The following is a 24,952-nucleotide window of genomic DNA, read 5'->3' on the forward strand; positions in this document are numbered from 1 at the left end:
CTTGAGGATTTTTGGATGAGGCGACTTTTTCTTGGCTTTGCTCCGACACCGGCGCAAGTTGTACAGCTGAGCGCGCTGCAGCGGGACTGTCAGTCCAGTGGTCAACCGGTAAATCAGGCCAATCTGCATATGACACTGGTGTTTTTGGGTATGGTCAGTCAGGAGCAGGAGCAACAGCTGCGCGACGCAGTGGCAGGTCTGCCACGGTGCAGATTCAGTGTTACCCTTGATCAACTGGTTTATTGGCAAGGCGCCAAAGTGCTGTGCCTCAGTGGCACGGTGATGGATCCGGCACTTAAGCAACTGGCGCACTGCGCCGGCCAATTGGCAGCGCGTCTGGGGCTGCACCAGAGTGAGCATCCGTTCACGCCCCACATTACCCTCAGTCGTAAAGCCAAATCCTTGCCCGCAAAGGTCGTGCCGCCGAGCATAAGCCTACAGCCCGATAGCCTGCATTTATACCTGTCCCACAATCCAGGTGATGGCGTGCGCTATGACATTATCCAGAGCTGGCCGCTGCGCTCTGGCTAATTCAAATTAGCGTCTTACTCATTCTGACACAGGGTAAATCCACCCCTCTGGGCAAATGGTAAATGGCATCGACTTCTTTCCCCTCACCACCGTAACCGCAACGGCGATAAAAAGATGCGGCGTTAAGCGTGGCTTCCAGCGTCAGCGCAATAAATCCCCGGGAGGCAGCCATGGACTCCAGAAATGTGATCATCGCCCTGCCATCGCATCTGTCCAAACAAAAATAGCCTCCAACGGGTCTTACTCTTCATCCAAAAAACCAGTAACTACGGGGCGCTGATCAATCACGCCCAAATAGAAATGTTGTTCGACCACCTCAACAAACCAATCTTCCAACTCTCCAGATGACCAAATCCGCCTGCGGATAAAATCCATGACACCCTTTCAATATTGCTTCCCGGCGAATATCCAGACAAAGCTGCGCATCTGCTGCAGTGGCTTTTACTCTCTTCATTCTTTAATTCCCTTCCATAAAAAAACCGCCGGTAAACGGCGGTTTCTGAATCATTAAGCCTGCTGTCAGTCTTTGAGCAGCTCGGCCACAGTCAGTACGCCGTGCGCGGTTGCACCGGCGCTCCACATTGAGCCAGCGTTATCTTCAAAGGCAGATGCGATATCCATGTGCAGCCAATTGGCATCCGGTGACACAAAGCGAGACAGGAAAGCCGCCGCATTGGAGGCGCCCCCCGGACCACCACCTTTTACTGCGCGGCTGTTGGCGGTATCCGCATAGGCCGACGGACAGGCCTCCAGATGCCAGGGATCCAGCGGCAGTGGCCAGACCCGCTCATCCACGGCGGCGGCTTTGGCCCTTGCCAATTCGAGCACTTCGGGACGGGTCGAGAAAATGGCGTTGTACATCTTACCCACGGCCATGACGGCCGCGCCGGTTAAGGTCGCAGCATCAATAATCAGTGGCGCACCCGATTCACTGGCAGCCTGCAGGCCATCGGCCAGCACCAGGCGCCCTTCGGCATCGGTGTTGACCACTTCCACTGTTACCCCATTTTTGTAGGTGAGAATGTCACCCAACTTATAGGCATGACCGCTGATCAGGTTTTCGGCACAGCACAGATACAGCTTCACCCGTTTATTCAGTCCCTGATGAATCGCCAAGCCCAGCGCTGCGGTTACCGTTGCCGCACCGCCCATGTCGCACTTCATGCCCAGCATGCCTTCAGAGGGTTTGATGCTGTAGCCGCCTGAGTCAAAGGTGATGCCCTTTCCGACCAAAGCCACAGATACTGGTGCATCTTTACCCAGAGGGTTGTAATCCAACTCCAGCAATACAGGCGGCCGATCGCTGCCGCGCCCGACGGCGTGAATACCAACCCACTGCTCTTCTATCAGGGCTTCGCCTTCAACGATGCGATAACTGATGTGCTCAGGTGCCAAATCCTGCAGCCAATGGGCCGCCGTCAGCGCCAGCCTGACCGGCGACAGATTCTCGGGCGTTTCATTGATCAGCTGACGGGCAAAATTGGCACAGATCAAACGCTGGGTAAGAGTTTGCTGGATGTCGTCATCCCCGCACCAGCTCAGTTCATAGTCCATGCGGGCATCAACAAATCCCTGGGCGAAGGCCCATTGGGAAGACAACTGCCACAGATCGCCGCCCAGTTGTACCCGATTGATACCCAGAGCGCGCAGCTTGCGGGCAGCCTTTTGGATCTGCAGCAGCGGCTGACTATTGCCAACGTGTATATAAGCAGAGCTTCCGGCAAAGGTGACATCCGCTTTTCCCCAACTGGCCTGGGGCGCCTCTTCGGTCAGGCTGACCAACATAAGTTCCGTCATGGAGATTCCTTATCCTATGTGTACAGATTGTCCTCAGTGTACATGGGCGGCATAGGCGAACCAAGTGAGATCATTGACTGATAAAGGGAAGTTGCTAGCCTGTAGGCTTTTCCATTGCCGGAGCCATTCATGCAATTCGCGACGCCACTTGAGCAGGGCAAACTGCTCAAACGCTACAAACGCTTCCTCGCCGATATCCAGTTGCCGGATGGCAGCGAGATCACCATTCACTGTCCTAATACCGGCTCCATGAAAAACTGTCTGTTTCCGGGAGAAACAGTATGGTTTTCCCGCTCGGACAACCCCAAACGCAAATACGCCTGCACCTGGGAGTTAATGCAAACCCCGGATGGTGAGCTGATTGGCATCAACACTGGCCGCGCCAACGCGCTGGCAGAAGAAGCTATTCTGGCCGGCAACATTCCTGAGCTGACCGGGTACGCCAAACTCGCCCGGGAAGTAAAGTATGGCGAAGAAAACAGCCGCATTGATATTCTGCTGACCGATGACCAAAAAGCAGATTGTTATATCGAAATAAAAAGCTGCACATTAAAGGAAGGAGATAGAGGCTACTTTCCTGACGCAGTTACCACCAGAGGCCAGAAACACCTGCGGGAACTGATGCAAATGGTGGCCGAAGGCAAGCGGGCAGTCCTGCTATTTATTGTGCAGCATACAGGTATAAATAATGTATCCCCGGCAGCCCACATCGACCCGGATTATGCTGCACTGTTTAACGAGGCGATAGAGGCTGGCGTCGAGGTGCTGGCCTATCGTTGTCATCTGAATGAAAACACCAGTGAATTAGACTGCAGCTGTCCTGTATTAGTATAAATTTTCAGCACAAAATTTGAATTTCAGGTAATTAGCGGACATAGTCAAAGAATTCATTCAAGCTGACGAGAAAGATTTGCCTAGGTGGGTAGATTCTGATATAGATAGCGGCCGTTCTGAATCAGACGCCCTACAACGCAATTGAAGACAGGAGATGCGTTATGCCTGAAGGCACTAAAAAACTTGGCGTTCTCGCTATCGCAGGTGTAGATCCGTACCAGGAGAAACCTGGCGAGGAATACATGAACAGCCAGCAAATGGCCCACTTCAAGACCATTTTAGAAGCCTGGCGTAATCAACTGCGTGAAGAAGTGGACAGGACTGTAAACCACATGCAGGACGAAGCGGCCAACTTCCCGGATCCAGTTGACCGTGCGGCTCAGGAAGAAGAGTTCAGCCTGGAGCTGCGTGCCCGTGACCGTGAGCGCAAGCTGATCAAGAAGATTGAAAAGACACTGCAGAAAATTGAAGACGATGATTTCGGCTTCTGTGATTCCTGTGGTATCGAAATCGGTATCCGTCGCCTCGAAGCGCGTCCTACCGCCGACCTTTGTATCGACTGCAAGACACTGGCAGAGATCAAAGAAAAGCAGATGGCAGGTTAATCCCTGCCTCAGGTGCGGGTTTTTGCCCGCCCTGGCTGCAACCCAGAGCAGCATTATTCAAGTATGTCATCTTATACAGGCCGTTTCGCGCCGTCCCCCTCAGGTTCTCTGCATTTTGGTTCACTGGTTGCCGCACTGGGCAGTTATTTGCGTGCCCGCTCGCAGCAAGGCAAGTGGTTGGTTCGTATTGAAGATATTGACCCGCCGAGAGAAATCCCGGGGGCTGCGGATGATATCCTGCGCACGCTGGAGCAATTTGGTTTGCACTGGGATGGCGACATCCTGTATCAAAGCAACCGCCTGGAAGCCTATCAACAGCAGATAGATAACCTGCTGGCCGATGATCAGGCCTATTTTTGCCAGTGTACTCGCAAACAAATCAAAGAGATGGGCGGCACCTATGATGGCCGCTGCGGGCGACTTGAGCCGCCGCTGAGCAGTGGCGCAATTCGCATCCGCAACCAAAGTGCTATCGCCAGCTTCGACGATATTCTGATGGGCAAGGTCACCACATCCACAGATTTTGCCGCCGAGGATTTCATCCTCAAACGCAGTGATGGATTGTATGCCTATCAATTGGCAGTCGTGCTGGATGATGCCTTTCAGGGCATAACTGAAGTGGTTCGGGGGGCAGATTTACTCGAAGCTACCGTCAGGCAGCTCAGTCTTTATCAGCAATTTGGCCTGGCCGAGCCCCAGTGGCTGCACCTGCCGCTGGCCAGCCTTGAGCCAGGTTTTAAACTGTCCAAGCAGAATCACGCCACGCCGGTCGATGGCAATCAGCCACAACCTGCGCTGCAGGCTGCGCTGACATTTCTCGGTCAGCCACAGGTCGAGTGGTATCAGGATATCCGGCTTATGCTCGAGCAGGCCGTTGCTCAATTTGAGCTGCACAGAATTCCCGGCCAACGGGAAATCCTGCTGACAAACTGAGGCCTACGGGCTTGCGTATACTCATCCCGTGGCATTTGGTATAGAATAGCCGCCAGATTTTTAACCCATTACACAATTGTTCCGAGGTGTCCCATTTTTCGCCGTATCAGCCAATTCTGTAAACAACTGTTCGAAGACGCGCAGAGTAAGACCCAATCAGATGTTGAGACCCTGGAATCCGGCCTGACTCTGGAGATCATCCCTCGCAACGGTCATAACATTTCCCGCAGGCAAATCAGCGAAAATGCCCTTAAGGTGTTGTACCGTCTGCATAAATCCGGTTTTAAGGCGTATCTGGTCGGCGGCGGTGTTCGGGATTTGCTGCTGGGCCTGGAACCCAAAGATTTCGACGTGGTCACCAATGCGACGCCGGAAGAGATCAAAAAGCTGTTCCGCAACTGCCGTGTGGTTGGCCGTCGTTTCCGTCTGGCACACATTGTTTTTGGCCGGGATGTGATTGAAGTGGCGACCTTCCGTGGTCATCACGATCAGGGCGACGACAAAACATCCAAGTCCAATGCCTCAGGCCGTCTGCTGCGTGACAACGTCTACGGCAGCATTGATGAAGATGCCGAGCGCCGCGATTTTACCGTCAATGCCCTGTATTACGACATCAGCGATTACAGCATCCGCAGCTATGGCGGCGGTCTGCAGGATCTGAATGCCGGAGTATTGCGCCTGATTGGCGATCCCGCCACCCGTTACCGGGAAGATCCAGTGCGCATGCTGCGCGCCGTGCGTTTTGCCACCAAGCTGAATATGCAGCTGGATAAAGCGGCCGCGGCCCCGATCCGTGAACTGGCGCATCTGCTGAGTGATATTCCTGCCGCCCGCATGTATGAAGAAGTGCTGAAACTGTTCTTCGCCGGAAAAGGTGAAGCCAACTTCCACATGATGCAGGAGTATGGCCTGTTCCAGCCCTTGTTCCCACTGATCCACAACGGTATTAAAGAGAACCCCAAGGGCCCGCTCAACCGTATGGTGCAGATGGTGATGAGTAATACCGATGCCCGCGTCATCGAAGACAAACCGGTCACACCGGCCTTCTTCTACGCCGCCCTGCTTTGGTATCCACTGCGTACCCGCGCTGAAGAGATCGCCCACGAAAGTGGCCTGAATCTGTATGACGCCAGCTTTGCCGCCATGGGTGATGTACTGGAGGATCAATGCCGTACTATCAGTATCCCTCGCCGCTTTACCGCGCCGGCACGGGATATCTGGCAGATGCAGCTGAGATTTGATCGCAGCCAGAACACCCGAGCATTCAAACTGCTGGAAAGCCCGAAATTCCGTGCAGCCTATGATCTGTTACTGCTGCGGGGCGAAGCCGAAGGTGGTCATACGGCCAAATGTGCCAACTGGTGGCAATCCTTTGTGGAAGGTAATGACGAGCTGCGTTCGACCCTGGTGAAATCCGGTGGCAAAACGCCGCGCCGCCGTAACCGCAACCCAAGGCGCCGCCGTCGCAGCAATGAAGACAGTCACAGCCCGGAAAGCCAGGGCAGAGACGAATAATGCCTTTGGTGTTTGTTGCACTCGGAGCCAATCTCGAGCAGCCAAAACAACAACTGGACAGCGCCTGTCAGGCGCTGTCTGCGTTGGCACAGCCCGGTACGCTGCGGGTATCGCCCTATTATCGCTCAGCGCCAATGGGCGAAGTGGAGCAGCCCGACTATGTCAATGCGGTAGCCTCATTTCAGACTGAACTTGCACCGCTGACGCTGCTGGATGAACTGCAGCGTATTGAGCTTGAGCAGGGACGTCAGCGTCTGGTGCGCTGGGGCCCCAGAACGCTGGATCTTGACCTGCTGCTGTATGGCGATGAAATCATCAATACCCCCCGATTGACCGTGCCTCACTATGGCATGAAACAGCGTGCCTTTGTGCTGGTTCCACTGGCAGATCTGGCGCCGGATCTGCAACTGCCCTGCCAAACCCGGCTTGCGGCACTGATCACCCAATCCATGCGCAACGAGCTGATCCCTCTCTGATTTAATCACCAAATCTTCTCAGCCTGTGACGGACAGACGTTGAACTTCCCTTGCAGTTCCCTTATAACTGCCTCTCCTGACAGTTTAATAAGTACCCATATGTCTAAAGTCACCAGCTCGACCTTAATCAAATTCAAACAGGAAGGCCGTAAATTTACGGCGCTGACCGCCTATGACGCCAGTTTCGGTGGCGCATTTGACCAGGAAGGCATTGATGTTTTGCTGGTAGGCGACTCGCTGGGAATGGTGTTGCAGGGTCACAGCGATACCCTGCCCGTGACGATTGACGATATTGCCTATCACACCCGCTGTGTCCACAGAGGGATTGAGCGTGCCTTGTTGATTGCCGATATGCCATTCATGAGCTACGCCACGCCAGAGCAAACCATGGTAAACGCCACCAAACTGATGCAGGCCGGCGCCAATATGGTCAAGGTAGAAGGCGGCGAGTGGTTGCTCGAGAGCGTCAGTATGCTCACCCAACGCGGCATTCCTGTGTGCGCTCATCTTGGGCTGACACCTCAGTCAGTCCATGTGTTCGGTGGATTCAAGGTTCAGGGACGTGACGCCGACAACGCCCAGCGTATTATCAACGAAGCCAAAGCCATGGAGGCCGCCGGCGCGCAGCTGCTGGTACTGGAGTGCATCCCTGCCGCGCTGGCCAAAACCATTACCGAGGCGCTGACCATTCCGGTTATCGGCATTGGTGCGGGTAAAGATACCGATGGCCAGATCCTGGTCATGCATGACGTACTGGGCATTTCCAGCGGCTATATCCCGAGATTCTCCAAGAACTATCTGCTGCAAACCGGTGAGATCCGCGCAGCGGTTAGAGCTTATATCGAAGAAGTCAGCGACGGCCGTTTCCCTGCAGCAGAACACACTTTCAACTGAGCCAATTTTTGTGAATGAATCCAGTATGATTACCAGCGCTAATATTGCTGACCTCCGTGCCCGGGTAAAAGCATGGCGTCAGCGCGGTGAAACCATCGCCTTCGTCCCCACCATGGGCAATCTGCATCAGGGGCATATCACGCTGATCAAAGAAGCGGTCAAACGTGCAGACCATGTGGTGGCCTCCATCTTCGTCAATCCCCTGCAATTCGGCCAGGGGGAGGACCTTGATGCTTACCCAAGAACCCTTGAGGCGGATCAGCAGGCCTTGAGTGAAGCAGGATGTGAACTGCTGTTTACGCCTACGCCGGGGATTATGTATCCTAAAGGCCTGAGCGAGCAGACCTATGTGGAAGTGCCGGGGATCAGCGATGAGCTCTGCGGTCAGACCCGCCCGGGACACTTTCGCGGCGTAGCCACAGTCGTGTGCAAACTGTTCAATCTGGTGCAGCCTGACATCGCCCTGTTTGGCAAAAAAGACTTCCAGCAACTGCTGGTGATCCGCACTATGGTGGAAGACCTGTCTATTCCGGTAGAAATCGTGGGCGTCGATACGGTGCGTGAAAGCACAGGGCTGGCGCTCAGCTCCCGCAACGGCTATCTCACCGCCGATGAGAAACAGCTGGCGCCGTCACTCAAGCACACATTGGATAAACTGGCAGCCGATATTCAGGCTGGCAGCAGCGTGCAGACTGCAACTGAAGCCGCGCTGATGCAACTTGAACGCTGTGGTTTGCAGCCGGACTACATTGCCGTGCGCAGTGCCCGCACCCTGGCCGAGCCGACAGATGAAGACGCTCAGCTGGTGATCCTGGCGGCAGCTTATCTGGGTAAAGCCAGGCTCATCGACAATCTTGAGTTCAGTCGCTGACCGCAGCGATTACACCATGCGTTTTAGGGTCGCCTGCGGGCGGCCCTTTTTTATTTCGTCAGAAGCCCTTCCGCCGTCAAAGAACTGGCATAAATGCCAAGCTTGAGTACAATGTTAAAATATTGCTAATCAAGAATATGTTCTGCCAACATAAGCAAGCAGATACCCCTGAAATAACTGCAATCTCAGCCCCGGACAGCCCAATAAGGATATTGATTGATGATTTATCGCATCACCCTGCTGACACTGTTGCTGCTGTCCCAGGCAGCTTACGGAAATTCCGTATACAAGTGCATGCGGGATGACAAAGTCATCTTCAGTCAAACCGCCTGCCCTTCAGAATTTCGTCAACACAAAATCGAGTATCAGCTCGGTCTGACCACAGAGATAGATTCAGACAAGCGGCCGGAAGCCAAAGATCATCTGCAGGAACTGCTCAGCAACCAAAACCTCTCCAGCGATAAACTGCTGAAGCTGCTGGATGCAGAAATCTATCGGTTACAGCAGGAAAACAGTTATTTCCGTATCCTTAAAGCGAGTGAGGAAAAAAAATTGGAGCGTAAACGCTATTGGCAGAAAAAACCCCAGAATGACCCTGAGTATGTCAAAGAGAAAGCGGATATAGACCAGCATTTTGAACAACTTACCGACCTAAACAACGACACTATCAGCTTGCTGCAACAGCACAAGCAGCAACTGCTCTCCCCCTCTCAACCTCCGGCATCACAATGAAATACCGGGCGAATACGCCCTTGTGTTGCAAACCGGGCAAGCGGGTTGATTTACGCTTGCTATAGTTAATTTGACCCTCCCCCAATCCAGAGACGGAAATCTGCACCATGAAGATTGCACACAAGATTGTCGCGGCCTGCATGCTACTGTCAACGATAGCGATTCTCGGCACCGGCAGCGTAATTGGCTGGTTAACCCTGTCAAAATCGGAGACGGCCCTCGAAGACAGAGCAGTCAAACAGCTCATGTCGATCCGGGCAATCAAAATGGAGGAGATCTCCGGCTACCTGGAAACCATCGCCACCCAACTGCAGAACTACGCCGGCGATCCCACGATTCATAACGCTCTCAGGGAGTTTTCTGCGGCTTATCCGAAATTCTCCGCCCAGAGTCAGGGGAAATACCAGAGTACTCAGGCGCTCAGCCGTTACTATCAGGATGAATTTCAGCAGCAGTATCAGCAACTGAATGATGGCCTGAAAATTGATGCCCAATCCCTGCTGACAGAGCTGAGTAAAACCGCGCAGGCATTGCAGACCGCATACATTGCCGACAACCCCAATCCACTGGGCAGCAAGAATAGTCTCAATACCAGTGATGACACATCGGACTATGCCCGGGTACACAGTAAATTCCATCCGGCGATCAACAACTTCCTGACTGCTTTTGGTTACTATGATGTGTTCCTGGTCGACCTTGATGGCAATGTGGTCTATTCAGTGTTCAAGGAACTGGATTTCGCCACCAACCTCAGCACCGGCCCCTACCGCAATTCAGGTCTTGCCCGCTCCTTCCAGCAGGCGCTCAAGACACCCGGCGAAACCGTGTGGGAAGATTTCACCGCTTATACGCCTTCCTATGAAGCGGCGGCGTCATTCATTGCCACCACCATCAACACAGATGGCGCACCTGCCGGTGTACTGATCTTCCAAATGCCCATAGACAACATCAACGCCATCATGACCTTTGATGGTAACTGGGATCAGGCCGGTATGGGCAGCAGCGGCGAAACCTACCTGGTCGGGCCGGACAAAACATTGCGCAGCCAGAGTCGTTTTTTGGTGGAGGACAAAGCCGGATATCTGGCAACCCTCAAAGCCTCTGGCCTGCCAACTGAGTTAGTAAACACTATCGCCAGTAAAAACAGTGCGATAGGTATGCAACCGGTTGACACCAAAGCGGTACGCAATGCCCTGGCCGGTCAGGCCGGGATGGAACTTATCCAGGATTATCGCGGGGTTGAAGTGTTGTCAGCCTATGCCCCTTTGAAAATACTGGGTAATCACTGGGCCATTGCCGCTGAAATTGACAAAGAAGAAGCCTTTGCCGATGTGCAGACATTGCAGCACACCGTCATCCTGAGCATTCTGCTGACATTTGGTCTGTTACTGATACTGGCTGCAATTCTCGGGGTTGTGGTCGGCCGCGGCATCGCCAGACCGATAGTCAGCACTCTCAGCCAGATTGACCGGGTTTCCAGAGAAAAAAATCTGACGGCCAGATTCGATCAAAATCGCAGCGATGAGTTGGGCAAACTCAACGCCAGCCTGAATCAGTTGTTTAATGAAATGCAGCAGCTGCTGTCCAATTTCGGCAAAACCACAGATGAAATTTTCCAGCACAGCAAACAGATAGCCTCTGATATGGAAAAAGCCCGGGAAGCGACGGGCTCCCAGACCCGCACAGCCCAGAGCCTGTCCTCATCCGTTGAGCAAATGAGCCACTCCATTCAGGACGTTGCCAGCTCTGCAGGCAGCACGGCCAATGCAGTGCAAACCGCCAACGTAAAATGTAAAGAAACGGCCAATGTCGCCACCAATATGGGTAAGGACATGAGCCAGCTTAACAACACCATGCAACAGGTGACTCAGTCAATCATCCGGCTGGAGCAGGAAAGTCTGTCAATTGCCACTGTGCTGGACGTGATCCAGAGTATCGCCGAGCAAACCAACCTGCTGGCGCTGAACGCTGCCATTGAGGCCGCCCGTGCCGGCGAACAGGGGCGGGGCTTCGCCGTGGTAGCTGATGAGGTGCGTACACTGGCAAGTCGTACTCAATCCTCCACCGAGGAAATCCGCACCAAGATTGAGCGACTGCAACAGGAAACCAAAAGTGCCGTGGCGCAGGTCAATCAGGCGGGCGCCAATACCAATAAAGGGATCAGCGCGTTTGAAACCACTGGCAAAATGCTGAATGAAATCGTAGAGATGATCGAGTCACTGAATACCATGAACCTGCAAATTGCCGCAGCCGCTGAGGAGCAGTCCAGAGAAACTGGGAAAATCAATGACAGCTCAAGGATGATAGCCAAATCCTCAGTTGCCATCTCTGATATGACCCAGAACACCCAAGGAAGGATCCTGGAACTGGAGCAAGGAGCTGACAGTCTGAAACGACAGGCCGCACGATTCAAGTACTGACAGATTGCCGCCGGATAAACAACAGGGCGACCCATGGGTCGCCCTGTTTTTTTAATGATACCAACTTCATTAATAGTTTGATCAATTCAGTACGGGTTTCAGCTTCTCAGGCCAATGCCGCGGGACACCAGATAGTAAGCCAGAGTCCACAGACCAACACAGAAGGCCACTATGATACCCAGCGACAGCGGTACACTGATATCCGCCGTCCCCAAAAAGCCGTAACGGAACACGTTGATCATATACACCACCGGGTTGAGTGCCGACACGCCCTGCCAGAAATCCGGCAACAGGGAGAGTGAATAAAACACCCCACCCAGGTAGGTCAGGGGCGTCAGCACAAAGGTGGGGATTATGCTGATATCATCAAAGCTCTTGGCAAATACCGCATTGATAAGCCCCCCCAGAGCAAACAGCATGGAGGTCAGGAGTACGGTCACGGCCACCAGCGCCACATGCTGGATACTGATATCCACGAAAAACAGTGCCACCAGAGTCACGATAAAGCCCACGCACAGCCCCCGCGCCACACCACCGAACACATAGCCGGCAATCATCACATAATGGGGCACAGGCGCGACCATCAGTTCCTCCAGATTGCGCTGGAACTTGGCGCTGTAGAAGGAGGAGGCCACGTTGGAATAGGAGTTGGTAATCACTGACATCATGATAAGGCCGGGGGCAATAAACTCCATGTAGGACACGCCCCCCATGTCGCCAATCCGGCTGCCCACCAGATTACCGAAAATCAGAAAATACAGGGTCATGGTGATCGCAGGCGGCACCAGAGTCTGCACCCAGATCCGGGTAAAACGGGTGATCTCTTTAATCAGAATGCTCTTGAAGGCAGTGAAATACAGCTTGGTCATGTTCATGCCTGTTGCTCCTTCTTGACCTTGTCCACCAGCGACACAAACAGCTCCTCCAGGCGGTTGGCTTTATTGCGCATGGAGATCACTTCAATCCCCAACGTCGTCAGCTGAGTAAACACCGAGTTGAGGCTGAAATTCTTGGCCACTTCAATCTCCAAGCTGTTGCTGTCAGTCAGGGTGCAGCGGATGTGCTCAAGCACAGGTGCTTCACTCAGCGGCTTGCGCAGATCCAGAATAAAGGTTTCCACATTCAGTTGACTGAGCAGATGCTTCATCGAGGTGCGCTCAATCAACCGCCCCTTGTCGATAATGCCGATATTGCGGCACAACATTTCAGCCTCTTCCAAATAATGGGTAGTCAGAATAATGGTGACCCCTTCACGGTTGAGCTTTTTAAGGAACTCCCACATGGATCGGCGCAGTTCAATATCCACCCCGGCGGTAGGCTCATCCAGGATCAGCAATTTGGGTTCATGCATCAGCGCACGGGCGATCATCAGTCGCCGCTTCATGCCACCGGACAACTGACGCGACTGGCTGTCACGCTTGTCCCACAGATCCAGCTCTTTGAGATACTTTTCTGCCCGCTCCAGCGCCACACTGCGGGGGACGCCATAATAACCGGCCTGATTCACCACGATCTGCAGCACAGTTTCAAACTGATTGAAGTTAAACTCCTGCGGCACCAGACCGATACACAGCTTGGCCAGCTCCAGCTCTTTATCCAGACAGTGACCGAACACCTGCACCTGACCACTGCTCTTTTGTACCAGCGAGCAAATCACCCCAATGGTGGTGGATTTGCCCGCCCCATTAGGTCCCAGCAGAGCAAAGAAATCCCCCTGCTCCACCGTCAGGCTGATGCCTTTAACGGCTTCAACCCCGCCTTTGTAAGTTTTCCTCAGGTCATCAATCACCAATGCGCGATTTGTCATTACTCATCCTGTGGTCTTTTTATGGGAGAAACAAAAACTCCCGCGATTGCGGGAGCTTATTGATACACGATCGGGCGACTTATTCCAAGGGCACCACTTTGGCGATATACGGCAGATTGCGATAACGCTCGGCGTAATCGATACCATAACCCACGATAAATTCGTCAGGAATGGTAAAGCCCACGAAATCCACATGCACATCCACTTCACGGCGCTCAGGCTTGTCCAGCAAAGTACACAACGCCAGACTCTTGGGCTCACGCAACAGCAGCATTTCACGGATCTTGGACAGGGTATTACCTGAATCAATCAGGTCTTCCACGATCAGCACGTCACGGCCATTGATATCGGATTGCACGTCCTTGAGGATCTTCACATCGCGCGAGCTGCTCATGGCATTGCCATAGCTGGATACGGCCATGAAGTCGATTTCCACATGACCATGGATGCGGCGGCACAGGTCAGCCATAAACACCGCCGAGCCTTTCAGCAGGCCAACCATCAGCAGACGCTCGCTGTCTTTATAGTGGGCGTTGATTCTCTCAGCCAGCTCATCCAGCTTCGCATTGATCTCGTTAACGGAGATCATCTCTTCAATGGTGTGTTTCATATCAATCTCAGTTGTCGTCGCTGGCAGGCTGATCCGTTTGTTCAGTCGCGCCATAACCCCAGCGATCGGTTAATCTGTGTTCAACGCCCAGATGGTCCAGAATTCGGGCGACCACGAAGTCTACCAGATCCTGCAGCGTTTGGGGATGGTGATAAAAGCCCGGTGACGCTGGCATCACCACGGCTCCCTGCTGGGTCAGCTTGAGCATATGCTCCAGATGAATCGCGTTGAAGGGCATTTCTCGTGGCACCAGAATGAGTTGGCCGCGCTCTTTGAGCACCACATCCGCGGCCCGCTCCAGCAGATTATTGCTCATGCCGGTGGCCACCGCCGCCAGCGTGCCGGTGGAGCAGGGACAGATCACCATCTGTTTGGGCGCAGCGCTGCCGGAGGCAGGCGGCGAAAACCACTCTTCTTTGCCCAGCACCACCAGCTCACCACAGGCGTTGTGCTTGAACCGTGCCAGCAATTGCTCGCGGGCCTTATCCGGATGGCTGGAGAGTTTAAGCCCTTCTTCTGTCGCCAGCACCACCCGCGCGGCACTGGAGATCATCAGATACACCCGGTAACCATCGGCCAGCAGACACTCAAGCAGCTTCAGCCCATAAGGCGCGCCGGACGCGCCGGTCCAGCCCAGGCTGATGCACTTGTCTTTGATTGAGTGGGTTTGACTCATTGGCTTTCCTTGTCGCCCAAAGCTATCTCGGCTGGCACAGCTTTGTCTGCCAGCGCGCACTTCTGTGCAAGCGCATTCAGCAGCTTGCCATGAACGCCGCCAAAGCCGCCATTGCTCATCACCACGATATGCTCATTCGCTTCGCTGCCATCTACCGCCGCCTGAACCAGGGCATCAAGATCATCAAACACAATCACCGGGATGGGAGCGTTGCCCATGCTGGCAGCCAGATCCCACTCCACCTTGTCGCCCTGAAACAGCAAGGCCCTGTCAGCCAGCTGCATGGACGCGGCCAGGGTGTCTTTATGCACGCCGCGCTTCATGGTGTTGGATCGCGGCTCCAGCACCACAGTAAGCTTATTGTCGCCCACTTTGGCGCGCAGCGCCTGCACTGTGGTGGCAATGGCGGTGGGGTGATGGGCAAAATCATCATACACAGTCACGCCCGCCACAGTACCCAGCTCCTCCAGGCGGCGCTTGGGTTGGACAAAGCGGGTCAGCGCGTCAATGGCGGCAGCGGGCGCCACGCCCACATGACGGGCAGCTGCAATGGCCATCAAGGCATTTTCCATATTGTGACGGCCAATCAGCTGCCAGTTAAGGATGCCCTGAGAGGCGCCATCGAGGAAGATTTCAAACTCATGGCCATCATCGCTTAACGCCTGAATAAACCAGCCTTTGTCGGTAAGCGTATTGTTCAGGGTTTCCTGCTCACTCCAGCAGCCCATCTCAATCACTTCACGTACAGCTTGAGTCTCGGCAGGCCAAATCACCTTGCCTTCCCCGGGCACTGTGCGCACCACATGGTTAAACTGGCGCTGAATGGCCTTGAGATCATCAAAGATATCGGCGTGGTCGAACTCCAGATTGTTGATCACCAGGGTACGCGGCCGGTAATGCACAAACTTGGAGCGCTTGTCGAAGAAGGCGCTATCGTATTCATCCGCCTCCACCACAAAGAAGTCAGTTGCGCCCAGGCGGGCGGATACGCCGAAGTTTTGCGGCACGCCGCCAATCAGGAAACCGGGCTGATAGCCGCAATCTTCCAGGATCCACGCCAGCATGCTGGAGGTAGAGGTTTTGCCGTGGGTACCGGATACCGCCAGCACCCATTTGCCCGGCAGGATATAGTCTGCCAGAAACTGCGGGCCAGAGGTGTATTTAAGACCGCGATTGAGCACGGCTTCGACACAGGGATTGCCGCGGCTCATGGCATTGCCAATCACCACCAGATCCGGCTTGCTGTCGAGCTGCGATGGGGCAAACCCCTGGATCAGTTCAATGCCCTGCTCTTCCAGCTGAGTGCTCATAGGCGGATACACATTGGCATCCGAGCCGGTGACCCGATGGCCCATCTCCCGGGCCAGCAACGCCAGACCGCCCATAAAAGTGCCACAGATCCCCAGAATATGTACGTGCATGCGCTCGCTCTTCTTTAAGCTAAAAAACCAGTCAAAAAAATCGATTCAGAAAAATCGGTTCAGAAAAATCAGCCTCATTGTACCTTTGCAGGCATTGAGCACAAGCCATGCCGCCGGGGTTTATGCGCCCTCCCCCACAAACGTCAACGCCCGGCATGGCCGGGCGTTATCAGCTTAAGTCACTTTGTCAGTCAGGCAGTTGCCGCATCAATGGCCTGAGACACGTCGGCAATAATATCGTCGATATGCTCAATGCCTACGGAAATGCGGATCAGGTCTTCCGATACCCCGGCGCTGGCCAGTTCGCTGGCATTCAGCTGCCTGTGGGTGGTGGTCGCCGGATGACAGGCCAGCGACTTGGCATCGCCAATATTGACCAGCCGCAGGATCATCTGCAGCGCATCGATAAACCGGCCACCGGCCTCGCGCCCGCCTTTGATGCCAAAGCTGATAATGCCTGAAGCCTTACCGCCGCAGATTTTATCGCAATTGGCCTTGTAGGGGCTCTCTGGCAGAGCGCCATAATTGACCCAGTTCACCGCCGGATGCTGCTCAAGGAAAGCCGCCAGTTTTTCAGCGTTACTGCAATGCCGCTCCATACGCAGGCTCAGGGTTTCCAGCCCCTGCAGCAGCAAAAAGGCACTTTGTGGCGACAGCGCCGCGCCGGTATTGCGCAAAGGCACTACGCGGCAGCGACCGATAAAGGCGGCAGGCCCGAACGCCTCGGTATAGACCACGCCATGGTAGGACGGGTCCGGGGTATTGAGCACAGAGAATCTGGCCTTATTGGCCGCCCAGTCAAACTTGCCCGAATCGATAATCACCCCGCCAATGGTGGTGCCATGACCGCCGATATACTTGGTCAGCGAATGGATGACGATATCCGCGCCATGTTCAAACGGCCGGCACAGCACAGGCGTGGCCACTGTGTTGTCCACTATCAAAGGCACGCCATGCCGGTGGGCAAGCTCAGCAAGCTTTTGCAAATCGACAATATTGCCCGCAGGATTGCCGATGGATTCGCAAAACAGCGCTTTGGTGTTGTCATCGATCAGCGCTTCCAGTCCGTCAAAATCATCAAATGCGGCCATGCGCACCTCCACGCCCTGGCGCGGCAGCGTGTGGGCGAACAGGTTATAGGTCCCGCCATACAGCTGACTGGTGCTGACGATATTGTCTCCCACCTGCACCAAGGCCTGAATCGCATAGGTAATCGCCGCCATGCCCGAGGCCAGCGCCAGTGCGCCAATCCCGCCTTCAATGGCCGCCAGTCGCTGCTCCAGCACATCCGTGGTCGGGTTCATGATGCGAGTATAGATATTGCCCGCCACCTTCAAGTCGAACAGATCCGCCCCATGTTGCGTGTTATCAAAGGTATAGGAAGTGGTCTGGTAAATCGGCACCGCCGCCGCTTTGGTGGTCGCTTCCGATTGATAGCCATGGTGCAGTGCCAATGATTCGAGTTTCATGATTCGGTTCCTTGAATGTGGGCGATATTTGCGCAGGGGAGTTCAAGTTAGCAACTGGACATCTGGATGTCTAGATGTTTTATTCATTCTGAGGCCACAGAATGGTCTGGCTTGTTTGTTGATTGAGTTTCACCTTCAACGTAGCCGTTAACGTTTATAGGCAAAGGGTTCCTGCAACCACTGCCGTATGGTGTAGTTGCCAAGCTTCGCTTGCCAGAATGATGTTTTGCCCCTGTGGAACATGCCGTTTGTCAGTGGCTAACGTCGTGGAGTAAATACATCCTTGTATAACGGCCAGTTCGCCATCCATGGCTCTCGCTCATAAGCACATTTACCTTAGGCAAATACTCGCCAACCCACACCCGGGGAGAGGGCTTTGCTCTTCCAACAAATACTTCCCTGTGCAAGGCCAGTTCGCCATCCTTGGCTCTCGCTCGTAAGCGCGTTTGCTTGGGCAAACATTCGCCCTAACAACCCCAAGGACGCCCCAACCGAAGTTGTTACCCACCGTGAAATACCTTCAATACACGCAATCGACACCGAATCAGCATCCCTGCTTCTACGATGCCTGCCTCGTCATCCATGACGAGACTTGCTATTGAATTCATTTCCCTCGACTCTGGCATCCTTCTTTGTTCTACCTCCCGCATCCATGCAATCATCCGGCAACTTCGGACGGGGACAGGTGTAATCTGTCAGCATCCAGAAAAAATGGTGCCCGCCCTAACTCTCTCACAGTTACAGACCGTCCAGATGACCGCAAGAGAATAATATTCAAGCGATTACACTCGTCTTTGTCCCTTGTTTTATGCATTTTTTGAGATTCGGCGTCTCTCAGAAAAATTTAGCAATGTTAGAATCATCGGCTCGGTTTCTGTGAGTTAGTTTGGCGATTGAGCAGAACACTCAAATCAAGCCGAGTTCCCTTCTATTTTTTCGAAAATCAGTGATCTGCATTTAGAAACAGCTAATTAGCTAAAGCGATACTCTAGCTTGAGAACTGAAGTATCAACTACAGGCGACCCGAAAGGCTCGCTTTTTGTGGTTCCGACAAGCTTCACAAATTAGATGTATTTCCCGTTATCTATCATGATTTTATGAAAAAATATGCTGCCACATATATTTCCAACTCCATATTCAATGTGTATCACAGAGTGGCGGTAAAAATTATCCCCCTCTCCGCGGCATAACGTTGCAATATGGCCTCAATTTCAAAAGTATAAAGAAGCACCAAGATGGAAGTTTTAGAGAGTTTACTGCGCAGTTTTAACACGGATGTTGTCAACAGCTGTATTTTGGCCGCTATGGCCGTGATTTTTGGACTGGGACTTTGGTACACCAAACAAGCTAAGCAGATAGAGTTTGTAAACTATGTACCGACGCTGCTCACCACCTTAGGCATATTTGGTACCTTTTTGGGTATTGTGCTGGGCCTGCTCGATTTTAACCAGAGCAATATTGAAGCCAGTATTCCACCACTGCTGGAAGGTTTGAAAACCGCTTTTATTACCAGTCTGGCGGGTATTTTCTCATCCCTGATTTTCAAAACCTTGTCGACCTTTGACATCCTCAAGCCCAAACAGGTTGAAGAAAGTAGCTCCCATGCCACGCCAGAGGCGATTCTCGGTGCGATGCAAGCTCAGGTTGCTGAAATTAAAACACTTAGAGAATCTATGGTTGGCAACGAAGAGTCGACCTTGTTTGGTCAATTGAAAATCCTCCGTGGTGATATTAATGACAATGCCAAATTGTCATTGAATAGCGCCAAAGAGCACGCAGACAAGCAACAACAGAACTTTGAGGAGTTCTCTGAGAAGCTGTGGCTGAAGCTTCAGGATTTCGCCGATACTTTGTCGAAGTCTGCGACAGAACAGGTTATCGAAGCGCTTAAGCAGGTTATTGTTGATTTCAACAACAACCTGACCGAGCAGTTTGGTGAAAACTTCAAGCAGCTTAATGAAGCCGTGCACAAACTGGTTGAATGGCAGGAGAACTACAAGCTTCAGCTACAGCAAATGCAGCAGCAGTATGCTCATGGCGTCGAGTCTATTTCAGCGACTGAAGCATCTGTTGCCCATATCAGTGAGCAAAGCAAAGTCATTCCTGAGTCCATGAATGACCTAAAAACCATTATGGAAGTCAATCAACACCAGTTAGCTGAGCTGGAACGTCACTTGGAAGCGTTTAAAGAGATGCGTGATAAAGCCGTAGAAGCCGTACCGCAAATCCAGCAACAGGTACAAGATACGGTTAATGATATTTCTGCTGCTGTCTCGACCGCCAGTGAACACTATAAGCAGTTGCTCACTGAATCCGACGAATATATCAAGTCGCACGTAACTACCTCCAATGAACTGTTGGAGAAATTTGCCAATGAGACTGAAACAGGTATTACCAAAGTCAGAGACCGTCTGGTAGAGAGCTCTGAGCGCATCAGCAATGATATTAATTTGGCCGGAGATCAGTTTACTGATGCAACATCCAGAACCAATGAATCTTTAAAAGGTAATTCTGATTACTTGCAGTCGCAGACCGAAATTATCAAGCAGCACCTGCAAGATGCGGTGAGCGATCTCAACAGTGTGATGCGCGACATGATTGAGAAGATGGTCAGTGACGCGAAAGAAATGACCTCAACCATTAAAGAAGCTAATCACAATCTGGCAAGTGATACCGAACAGGTACGAGATACCGTGATTAAGTCCACCGAAAAGCTTCAGCAGCGCCTCAATGAAGTGATTGATGAGACGGCAACCCAGCAAATCAATCAAGCAAAACGTACCTTCGATGCAATGGAAGACCAGGTTAAGCAACAAGTAGGCTTTACCGCTGAAGCTGTTGACTCTCAGCTGAAACTGATTGATTCCGCTATGCAGCAGGAAATCAATCGGGTGATGAATGAAATGGGACAGGCATTGGCCCAGGTCAGCGGCAAGTTCGTCGAGGATTACATCAAACTGACTCAAGCTATGAATGAGATTGTGAGCAAGCGGGTTGCATAATGGAAAAGCTATTTGGAACCAGTAAGGGCGCTCAGGAAAGCGGTGAGCACTGGTTAACAGTATCGGATTTGATGGCTGGACTCATGATGGTGTTTTTGTTTATCGCCATCGTCTTTATGATGATTACCCAGCAGGAGAATGACAAAATCAAGGATGTCGCGGTTGCCTATCAACAAAATCAGGTCGCGATTTATGAGGCTCTACAGCAAGAATTTAAAGATGACCTCGACAAATGGGGCGCAACCATCGACCAAGAGACATTGGCATTCAACTTCCAGTCACCGGATGTGTTGTTTGCCAATAACGAAACACGGCTGAGCGCTGCATACAAAGATATTCTGGATGACTTCTTTCCGCGTTATATCAATGTATTAAAACCCTATCGTGATTCTTTGGATGAGATCCGCATTGAAGGCCACACCTCCAGTGTTGGCCTGCGTGGTTCCACTGAAACCGAGGCCTACTTCTACAACATGCGCCTGTCTCAAGGACGCACCCGTGCTGTGCTCGAATACGGTTATGCACTCATGCCTGAAGAAGCTGACTGGATTAAGGCCAACATTGCAGCGGTTGGGTTTTCGTCATCCCGATTGGTAATGAAAGATGGTGTGGAAGACGCGGCGAAATCTCGCCGGGTCTCTTTCCGGGCGATCACCAATGCTGATATTCAAATTAAGCGCATTCTGGAGAGCAACTAAGTGAAACTGACTGTTGATCTCAGTGCGCTTCACAGAGCTGTCGCGCCGCTTGGAAAAGTCGTCACCAACTTTTCCATCCAAAGTAACTCCAGTGGATGGGTGGATATTGGTGACCATTTAAAAAGCGGGATGATCCTTGGTAAAGACATTCAGCTTGCTGATATTGACGGTACCAACGGTATTCTTAATTACAACGGTCACCAGGTAATGCTCTACATCCCCGATCAGGGAGGCTACATAGCGCAGGTCTTGGCTGACGGGAAGCAAAAAGGTGCCAAGCGAGTACACGTGGCTGAATGTAAGACCATCATCGGAATGCGTGAACGAGGCAGGTTTAATGACAGATATGATGTCATCAACAGGATTGACGGACTGTTTCCCGTTTTTGGCGTTGACTACCACTCGCAACAGGAAGTTAAGGGAGATGCCGCTCTAGCGGTCTGCCAAAACTGCTTAAGCCTCCTTAACCATAAGGACTTCCCTAATCTCAGTTGGGGAGATAAAACTAAGTTCGTGAATGAGTTCTCTTACGCCAAATTCTTCGAAACCTACAGTTCATATTTTAAGTCCTTACCTAAATCGACAGTGGGCTTCCAATCTGGTGGCTATACAGCTGACTGGCCGGGAATTTCAGCCAAGTTGCGAAGTGAACTGGACTATACCTGCGAGCAATGCGGAGTCAATTTGACTGGTAACACCAAGCTCTTACATGTCCACCATATCAATGGCAATAAAGCAGACAACAGCAGGAATAACTTGAGGGCACTCTGTGCTGACTGCCATAAAAAGCAACCTCATCACGGCCACCTTTACGTTAGTAACGAAGATACACTAAAAATAAACGAATACCGTCGTGAGCAGCACAAGTTCGACGTATTTAACTATGACAGTGTGCTTGAATGCGCAGACACAGCCTTAGAGGGCTTAGTCATTAAGTGCCAAACTAGAAGTTTGATGGTTCCTGAGCTAGGCTTTGTGATTAACAGTGGTAGCAAAATGATCTCTATCGATCTGTGTTGGCCAAGGCGGAAAGTCGCCGTCTTAATCAGTATGGATTCGGCACCAGATTTGAGACAACTTGGCTGGAATGTATTTTCGGCCTTTGAAGCCTTGAATAACTTCTATGAGTTTCAGGCGAAAGTAAGGTAATGTCCTTAAAATGGTTGGGACATAGATTCTATGTCCCAATATAAATCTAAAATCAAGTAACCAATACAAACAAAGAGCATCAACCAAATTCAAACACAGACTTCAGTAAAATTGTTCACAAATTGGCTAACACAAGACTCAATGTCAGATATAACAGCGTTCTCCTGTTGATTTCGCCCTTTAATTGCTACTCGAAATGAAATCAACATGCCACTTGGTAGCTGTTGTTCTAGATACTGGATATCAGCTCTAAACTGTCTTGTGAGCGACTTGATGACTTGTGCTCTCTGATATATCGCATCATGCCGTACAATCAAATCTGGAAGCTCAACTTTCAGCCTTGCCTCTTCAATTTTGATATCCTGAGTTTCTTTCTCTATCTGCTCGACTCGCTTATAAGAGCTCTTGGTCGCAAAATACATCATCGGCAGTGCCACAATACCACCCAATACAGCAGCCCCACCTGCCATACCAGCACCACCCGCAGCCAAAGCTCCACCACCAAACCATGCAAGAGTAGCATTACTGGCTGCCACTCCTGATAATGTTGCGATAGCTGTTCCGGTAGAAGCTGAACCGACCAACGACACAATGGCCCACGCGCCAACCGCAGAGGCTCCGCCAACCACACCACCAAAGCCGGCCTGAAGCACATAACTGTGATTTTTTGAAAACTTGTCAATATAGGTAAGTAACGTCTGGCTCTTATACGAAGAATTCAATTCGGCATGAGTTAGTATCAACTTTCTAACAGACTTGAGTGTTTTATTGACCAACTCGATTTCCCGGCCCACTTCAGCCAACAAGCTATTTATAGCGTTAGTATGTTCTGATACTTCAGCGTATATAACTTGATATTGCTTGTATGCTTCTTCACGCTCTTCTTCAGATTCTCTGATACATTCAGAGCCGCCTAAGGTAATCACACATTTTAACAATCGCCAGAGGCCCTTTAAAACAAACCACAAACCTTTAAAAAACGCCATCACGACTGATTACCACCTGACAAAAGACTTTCTTAATAAGTCGATACAAAAATTTAAGCGAGCGAGACTTTACTGCATATCAATCACTTAGAACAGGTGACAATAAACAAAATGCAATGAACGCGTAATTTACTCCAAGAGGTCTAAGGCGGGACAGGGCTAACTTCCACTGTACTCACATATTACACCCGGTCTCCCTCGAAGCGGCCGAAGGGGATGGGTTCAAATGCCGTGGACGAGGCATGGACGCCGAGTCAGCGCCAGTCGAATCAAGGGCGAGTATCGCGAAGCGATGAGCTTACGAACGCGAGGCAGGATAGCCGAGCTGGAGGGATTTACAGGGATATAAATCGAGCGTCTGTCGCGTTAGCCAATTTTCGACAAAAGCCTGAGGAGTTGTCAGCGTTGGTTGGGGCGGCAAGGGAGATGCAAGAGGGAATTGCTGTTGATCCCCTCTTGCCCGGGTGAAGCCTGGAAGGCTTCGATGTTCTGGCAAGCGAAGCTTGCCTAATCCATGCCGCAGGCATATTGGTGCAACACGCCAACAAGTTCGCCAAGCACAGCTTGGCCAAACTCACTCAAATCGCCATAAAGGCGAAACTCAAACATAAACGGCTGGTAACACCATTGGTCGGCGCACATACTGATACAAGAGCGAGTGAAACCGCTCCATATCAGCGCGGGTGCACTTGCTCCATTCAAGCGCCTCGCCCACCACACCATGATGGCCAAAGGCATTGAGCCGAATGCCAACAGATTCTGGCAAGCTGGCAAGAAACTCGCCGACGGCGGCGACTTCAACCTCCAAATCACTCTTGCCGGGGATGTGCAGCAGGCGCACTTCGTGCAGTTTGCCAAGGGATGCCAGATGGCGAATGGAAGCCAGCACTTTGTGGTTATCCCGGCCGACCAGCCAGTGGTGAGTCGCGGCTTGCCAGGCTTTGAGGTCAATCATGGCGCCATCAAGCCAGGGGGCAACTTTATCCCAGCCGCTTAAAGGCAACTCACCATTGCTGTCGATAAAACAGGTTAAATGCTTAAGCTCACTGTCGGCTTTTATCGCGCGAAACAGTGCAATGATAAAAGGCAATTGCAGCGTGGCTTCTCCGCCGGACACCGTAATGCCGCTTAAAAACAAGTGGTGCCTGCGGATGAGTGCCAGCATGTCGCTGACGCTCATCTGATCTATCTTGGGGTTGGCCTGATGGGGGCAAACATCAAGACACAGATCGCAGCCGGTGCAGCGCGCACTGTCCCACACCACTTTGCCCGCTTGCAGACTCAGCGCTCCGGCCGGACAAGGCGCTACACAATCACCACAGTGGTTGCAATGGTTGATGGTGTGGGGGTTGTGGCAGTTTTTACAATTGAAATTGCAGCCCTGCAGGAAGATCACCAGTCGGTTGCCCGGGCCATCCACGCAGGAGAAGGTCAGAATACGACTGACCTTTGCGCTTCTTTCACTGTGCTTCTCTGTTGCTGTTACTGCCACTGCTGCTGTCACTGCGGGGTATTCCTGCCTCAAT

The 24,952-nt window shown here is 52.2% G+C and carries 24 protein-coding genes and 1 pseudogene; 13 read left to right on the forward strand and 12 right to left on the reverse strand.

What is annotated here, in order from left to right:
• Window positions 1–15: 15 nt before the first annotated feature.
• Window positions 16–531: an RNA 2',3'-cyclic phosphodiesterase gene (gene thpR / locus ACRRUX_RS05615; protein ID WP_432528053.1), complete on the forward strand. Its 516-nt coding sequence runs from the start codon at window positions 16–18 to the stop codon at window positions 529–531.
• A gap of 1 nt (window position 532) precedes the next feature.
• Here thpR and ACRRUX_RS05620 read toward each other — a convergent pair whose 3' ends face one another.
• From ACRRUX_RS05620 to pepB, 3 genes are all read right to left on the reverse strand, one after another.
• On the reverse strand, window positions 533–724 hold the full coding sequence (locus ACRRUX_RS05620; RefSeq protein WP_432528055.1) for a hypothetical protein: 192 nt from the start codon (window positions 722–724) through the stop codon (window positions 533–535).
• A gap of 47 nt (window positions 725–771) precedes the next feature.
• A complete protein-coding gene (locus ACRRUX_RS05625) occupies window positions 772–906 on the reverse strand; it encodes a hypothetical protein (RefSeq protein WP_432528057.1) in 135 nt (44 codons plus the stop codon).
• 144 nt (window positions 907–1,050) lie between these two features.
• On the reverse strand, window positions 1,051–2,328 hold the full coding sequence (pepB, locus tag ACRRUX_RS05630; RefSeq protein WP_432528059.1) for an aminopeptidase PepB: 1,278 nt from the start codon (window positions 2,326–2,328) through the stop codon (window positions 1,051–1,053).
• Window positions 2,329–2,457: 129 nt separating this feature from the next.
• On the opposite strand from pepB, the gene sfsA reads away from it, so the two are divergent.
• The 9 genes from sfsA to ACRRUX_RS05675 all read left to right on the forward strand — a co-directional run bounded on the left by sfsA (window position 2,458) and on the right by ACRRUX_RS05675 (window position 11,608).
• Entirely contained in the window at window positions 2,458–3,162 is a 705-nt protein-coding gene (gene sfsA / locus ACRRUX_RS05635; RefSeq protein WP_432528061.1) for a DNA/RNA nuclease SfsA, read from the forward strand.
• 161 nt (window positions 3,163–3,323) lie between these two features.
• Window positions 3,324–3,767, forward strand: a complete 444-nt coding sequence (dksA, locus tag ACRRUX_RS05640) for an RNA polymerase-binding protein DksA (protein WP_432528063.1) — start codon at window positions 3,324–3,326, stop codon at window positions 3,765–3,767.
• A gap of 63 nt (window positions 3,768–3,830) precedes the next feature.
• Window positions 3,831–4,700, forward strand: coding sequence for a tRNA glutamyl-Q(34) synthetase GluQRS (gluQRS, locus tag ACRRUX_RS05645; protein WP_432528065.1), 870 nt, complete (start codon window positions 3,831–3,833; stop codon window positions 4,698–4,700).
• Window positions 4,701–4,898: 198 nt separating this feature from the next.
• A complete protein-coding gene (pcnB, locus tag ACRRUX_RS05650; protein ID WP_432528310.1) occupies window positions 4,899–6,215 on the forward strand; it encodes a polynucleotide adenylyltransferase PcnB in 1,317 nt (438 codons plus the stop codon).
• Window positions 6,215–6,691, forward strand: coding sequence for a 2-amino-4-hydroxy-6-hydroxymethyldihydropteridine diphosphokinase (gene folK, locus ACRRUX_RS05655; protein WP_432528067.1), 477 nt, complete (start codon window positions 6,215–6,217; stop codon window positions 6,689–6,691). The genes pcnB and folK overlap by 1 nt, the downstream gene beginning before the upstream one ends.
• Before the next feature lie 99 nt (window positions 6,692–6,790).
• A complete protein-coding gene (gene panB, locus ACRRUX_RS05660; protein WP_432528069.1) occupies window positions 6,791–7,585 on the forward strand; it encodes a 3-methyl-2-oxobutanoate hydroxymethyltransferase in 795 nt (264 codons plus the stop codon).
• A gap of 25 nt (window positions 7,586–7,610) precedes the next feature.
• Window positions 7,611–8,456, forward strand: a complete 846-nt coding sequence (panC, locus tag ACRRUX_RS05665) for a pantoate--beta-alanine ligase (RefSeq protein WP_432528071.1) — start codon at window positions 7,611–7,613, stop codon at window positions 8,454–8,456.
• Between the two features lie 219 nt (window positions 8,457–8,675).
• Window positions 8,676–9,188, forward strand: coding sequence for a DUF4124 domain-containing protein (locus ACRRUX_RS05670; RefSeq protein WP_432528312.1), 513 nt, complete (start codon window positions 8,676–8,678; stop codon window positions 9,186–9,188).
• Between the two features lie 107 nt (window positions 9,189–9,295).
• Window positions 9,296–11,608, forward strand: a complete 2,313-nt coding sequence (locus ACRRUX_RS05675; protein WP_432528073.1) for a methyl-accepting chemotaxis protein — start codon at window positions 9,296–9,298, stop codon at window positions 11,606–11,608.
• 98 nt (window positions 11,609–11,706) lie between these two features.
• Here the strand turns inward: ACRRUX_RS05675 and ACRRUX_RS05680 are convergent, their stop codons facing one another.
• The 7 genes and pseudogenes from ACRRUX_RS05680 to ACRRUX_RS05710 form a co-directional block, all read right to left on the reverse strand.
• Window positions 11,707–12,477 (reverse strand): ABC transporter permease, encoded by a 771-nt coding sequence (locus ACRRUX_RS05680; protein WP_432528314.1) that lies wholly within the window; start codon window positions 12,475–12,477, stop codon window positions 11,707–11,709.
• Between the two features lie 2 nt (window positions 12,478–12,479).
• On the reverse strand, window positions 12,480–13,415 hold the full coding sequence (locus ACRRUX_RS05685) for an ABC transporter ATP-binding protein (RefSeq protein WP_432528075.1): 936 nt from the start codon (window positions 13,413–13,415) through the stop codon (window positions 12,480–12,482).
• A 79-nt stretch (window positions 13,416–13,494) separates the two neighbouring features.
• A complete protein-coding gene (gene hpt / locus ACRRUX_RS05690; protein WP_432528077.1) occupies window positions 13,495–14,025 on the reverse strand; it encodes a hypoxanthine phosphoribosyltransferase in 531 nt (176 codons plus the stop codon).
• Between the two features lie 7 nt (window positions 14,026–14,032).
• Window positions 14,033–14,701 (reverse strand): flavin prenyltransferase UbiX, encoded by a 669-nt coding sequence (locus tag ACRRUX_RS05695; protein WP_432528079.1) that lies wholly within the window; start codon window positions 14,699–14,701, stop codon window positions 14,033–14,035.
• Window positions 14,698–16,122 carry a UDP-N-acetylmuramate:L-alanyl-gamma-D-glutamyl-meso-diaminopimelate ligase gene (gene mpl, locus ACRRUX_RS05700; RefSeq protein WP_432528081.1) on the reverse strand — a complete coding sequence of 475 codons (1,425 nt, stop codon included), beginning with the start codon at window positions 16,120–16,122 and terminating at the stop codon, window positions 14,698–14,700. The genes ACRRUX_RS05695 and mpl overlap by 4 nt, the downstream gene beginning before the upstream one ends.
• Window positions 16,123–16,313: 191 nt before the next feature.
• Entirely contained in the window at window positions 16,314–17,591 is a 1,278-nt protein-coding gene (locus ACRRUX_RS05705; protein ID WP_432528083.1) for an O-acetylhomoserine aminocarboxypropyltransferase/cysteine synthase family protein, read from the reverse strand.
• A 736-nt stretch (window positions 17,592–18,327) separates the two neighbouring features.
• Window positions 18,328–18,454: pseudogene (locus ACRRUX_RS05710) on the reverse strand (IS630 family transposase); the annotation flags it as partial.
• A 372-nt stretch (window positions 18,455–18,826) separates the two neighbouring features.
• On the opposite strand from ACRRUX_RS05710, the gene ACRRUX_RS05715 reads away from it, so the two are divergent.
• The 3 genes from ACRRUX_RS05715 to ACRRUX_RS05725 are packed head-to-tail and all read left to right on the forward strand — an operon-like array spanning window position 18,827 to window position 22,440.
• Window positions 18,827–20,593: a MotA/TolQ/ExbB proton channel family protein gene (locus ACRRUX_RS05715; protein ID WP_432528085.1), complete on the forward strand. Its 1,767-nt coding sequence runs from the start codon at window positions 18,827–18,829 to the stop codon at window positions 20,591–20,593.
• The gene (locus ACRRUX_RS05720; protein WP_432528087.1) at window positions 20,593–21,291 is read left to right on the forward strand and encodes an OmpA family protein; all 699 of its coding nucleotides are present in this window, start codon (window positions 20,593–20,595) and stop codon (window positions 21,289–21,291) included. The genes ACRRUX_RS05715 and ACRRUX_RS05720 overlap by 1 nt, the downstream gene beginning before the upstream one ends.
• Window positions 21,292–22,440: an HNH endonuclease gene (locus ACRRUX_RS05725; RefSeq protein WP_432528089.1), complete on the forward strand. Its 1,149-nt coding sequence runs from the start codon at window positions 21,292–21,294 to the stop codon at window positions 22,438–22,440.
• An 89-nt stretch (window positions 22,441–22,529) separates the two neighbouring features.
• Here ACRRUX_RS05725 and ACRRUX_RS05730 read toward each other — a convergent pair whose 3' ends face one another.
• The gene (locus ACRRUX_RS05730; RefSeq protein ID WP_432528091.1) at window positions 22,530–23,426 is read right to left on the reverse strand and encodes a hypothetical protein; all 897 of its coding nucleotides are present in this window, start codon (window positions 23,424–23,426) and stop codon (window positions 22,530–22,532) included.
• Window positions 23,427–24,027: 601 nt separating this feature from the next.
• A complete protein-coding gene (locus ACRRUX_RS05735; protein WP_432528093.1) occupies window positions 24,028–24,930 on the reverse strand; it encodes a YjjW family glycine radical enzyme activase in 903 nt (300 codons plus the stop codon).
• Window positions 24,931–24,952 lie beyond the last annotated feature (22 nt).

Origin of the sequence: Shewanella sp. GXUN23E, assembly GCF_050865035.1 — a bacterium.
Taxonomy (GTDB): Bacteria; Pseudomonadota; Gammaproteobacteria; order Enterobacterales; family Shewanellaceae; genus Shewanella.

Bases quoted from the DNA above. Each gene is read 5' to 3' on its own strand.
- thpR (WP_432528053.1), top strand. From the start codon at position 16: ATGAGGCGACTTTTTCTTGGCTTTGCTCCGACACCGGCGCAAGTTGTA.
- ACRRUX_RS05620 (WP_432528055.1), bottom strand. From the start codon at position 724: ATGATCACATTTCTGGAGTCCATGGCTGCCTCCCGGGGATTTATTGCG.
- ACRRUX_RS05625 (WP_432528057.1), bottom strand. From the start codon at position 906: ATGGATTTTATCCGCAGGCGGATTTGGTCATCTGGAGAGTTGGAAGAT.
- pepB (WP_432528059.1), bottom strand. From the start codon at position 2,328: ATGACGGAACTTATGTTGGTCAGCCTGACCGAAGAGGCGCCCCAGGCC.
- sfsA (WP_432528061.1), top strand. From the start codon at position 2,458: ATGCAATTCGCGACGCCACTTGAGCAGGGCAAACTGCTCAAACGCTAC.
- dksA (WP_432528063.1), top strand. From the start codon at position 3,324: ATGCCTGAAGGCACTAAAAAACTTGGCGTTCTCGCTATCGCAGGTGTA.
- gluQRS (WP_432528065.1), top strand. From the start codon at position 3,831: ATGTCATCTTATACAGGCCGTTTCGCGCCGTCCCCCTCAGGTTCTCTG.
- folK (WP_432528067.1), top strand. From the start codon at position 6,215: ATGCCTTTGGTGTTTGTTGCACTCGGAGCCAATCTCGAGCAGCCAAAA.
- panB (WP_432528069.1), top strand. From the start codon at position 6,791: ATGTCTAAAGTCACCAGCTCGACCTTAATCAAATTCAAACAGGAAGGC.
- panC (WP_432528071.1), top strand. From the start codon at position 7,611: ATGATTACCAGCGCTAATATTGCTGACCTCCGTGCCCGGGTAAAAGCA.
- ACRRUX_RS05670 (WP_432528312.1), top strand. From the start codon at position 8,676: ATGATTTATCGCATCACCCTGCTGACACTGTTGCTGCTGTCCCAGGCA.
- ACRRUX_RS05675 (WP_432528073.1), top strand. From the start codon at position 9,296: ATGAAGATTGCACACAAGATTGTCGCGGCCTGCATGCTACTGTCAACG.
- ACRRUX_RS05680 (WP_432528314.1), bottom strand. From the start codon at position 12,477: ATGACCAAGCTGTATTTCACTGCCTTCAAGAGCATTCTGATTAAAGAG.
- ACRRUX_RS05685 (WP_432528075.1), bottom strand. From the start codon at position 13,415: ATGACAAATCGCGCATTGGTGATTGATGACCTGAGGAAAACTTACAAA.
- hpt (WP_432528077.1), bottom strand. From the start codon at position 14,025: ATGAAACACACCATTGAAGAGATGATCTCCGTTAACGAGATCAATGCG.
- ACRRUX_RS05695 (WP_432528079.1), bottom strand. From the start codon at position 14,701: ATGAGTCAAACCCACTCAATCAAAGACAAGTGCATCAGCCTGGGCTGG.
- mpl (WP_432528081.1), bottom strand. From the start codon at position 16,122: ATGCACGTACATATTCTGGGGATCTGTGGCACTTTTATGGGCGGTCTG.
- ACRRUX_RS05705 (WP_432528083.1), bottom strand. From the start codon at position 17,591: ATGAAACTCGAATCATTGGCACTGCACCATGGCTATCAATCGGAAGCG.
- ACRRUX_RS05715 (WP_432528085.1), top strand. From the start codon at position 18,827: ATGGAAGTTTTAGAGAGTTTACTGCGCAGTTTTAACACGGATGTTGTC.
- ACRRUX_RS05720 (WP_432528087.1), top strand. From the start codon at position 20,593: ATGGAAAAGCTATTTGGAACCAGTAAGGGCGCTCAGGAAAGCGGTGAG.
- ACRRUX_RS05730 (WP_432528091.1), bottom strand. From the start codon at position 23,426: ATGGCGTTTTTTAAAGGTTTGTGGTTTGTTTTAAAGGGCCTCTGGCGA.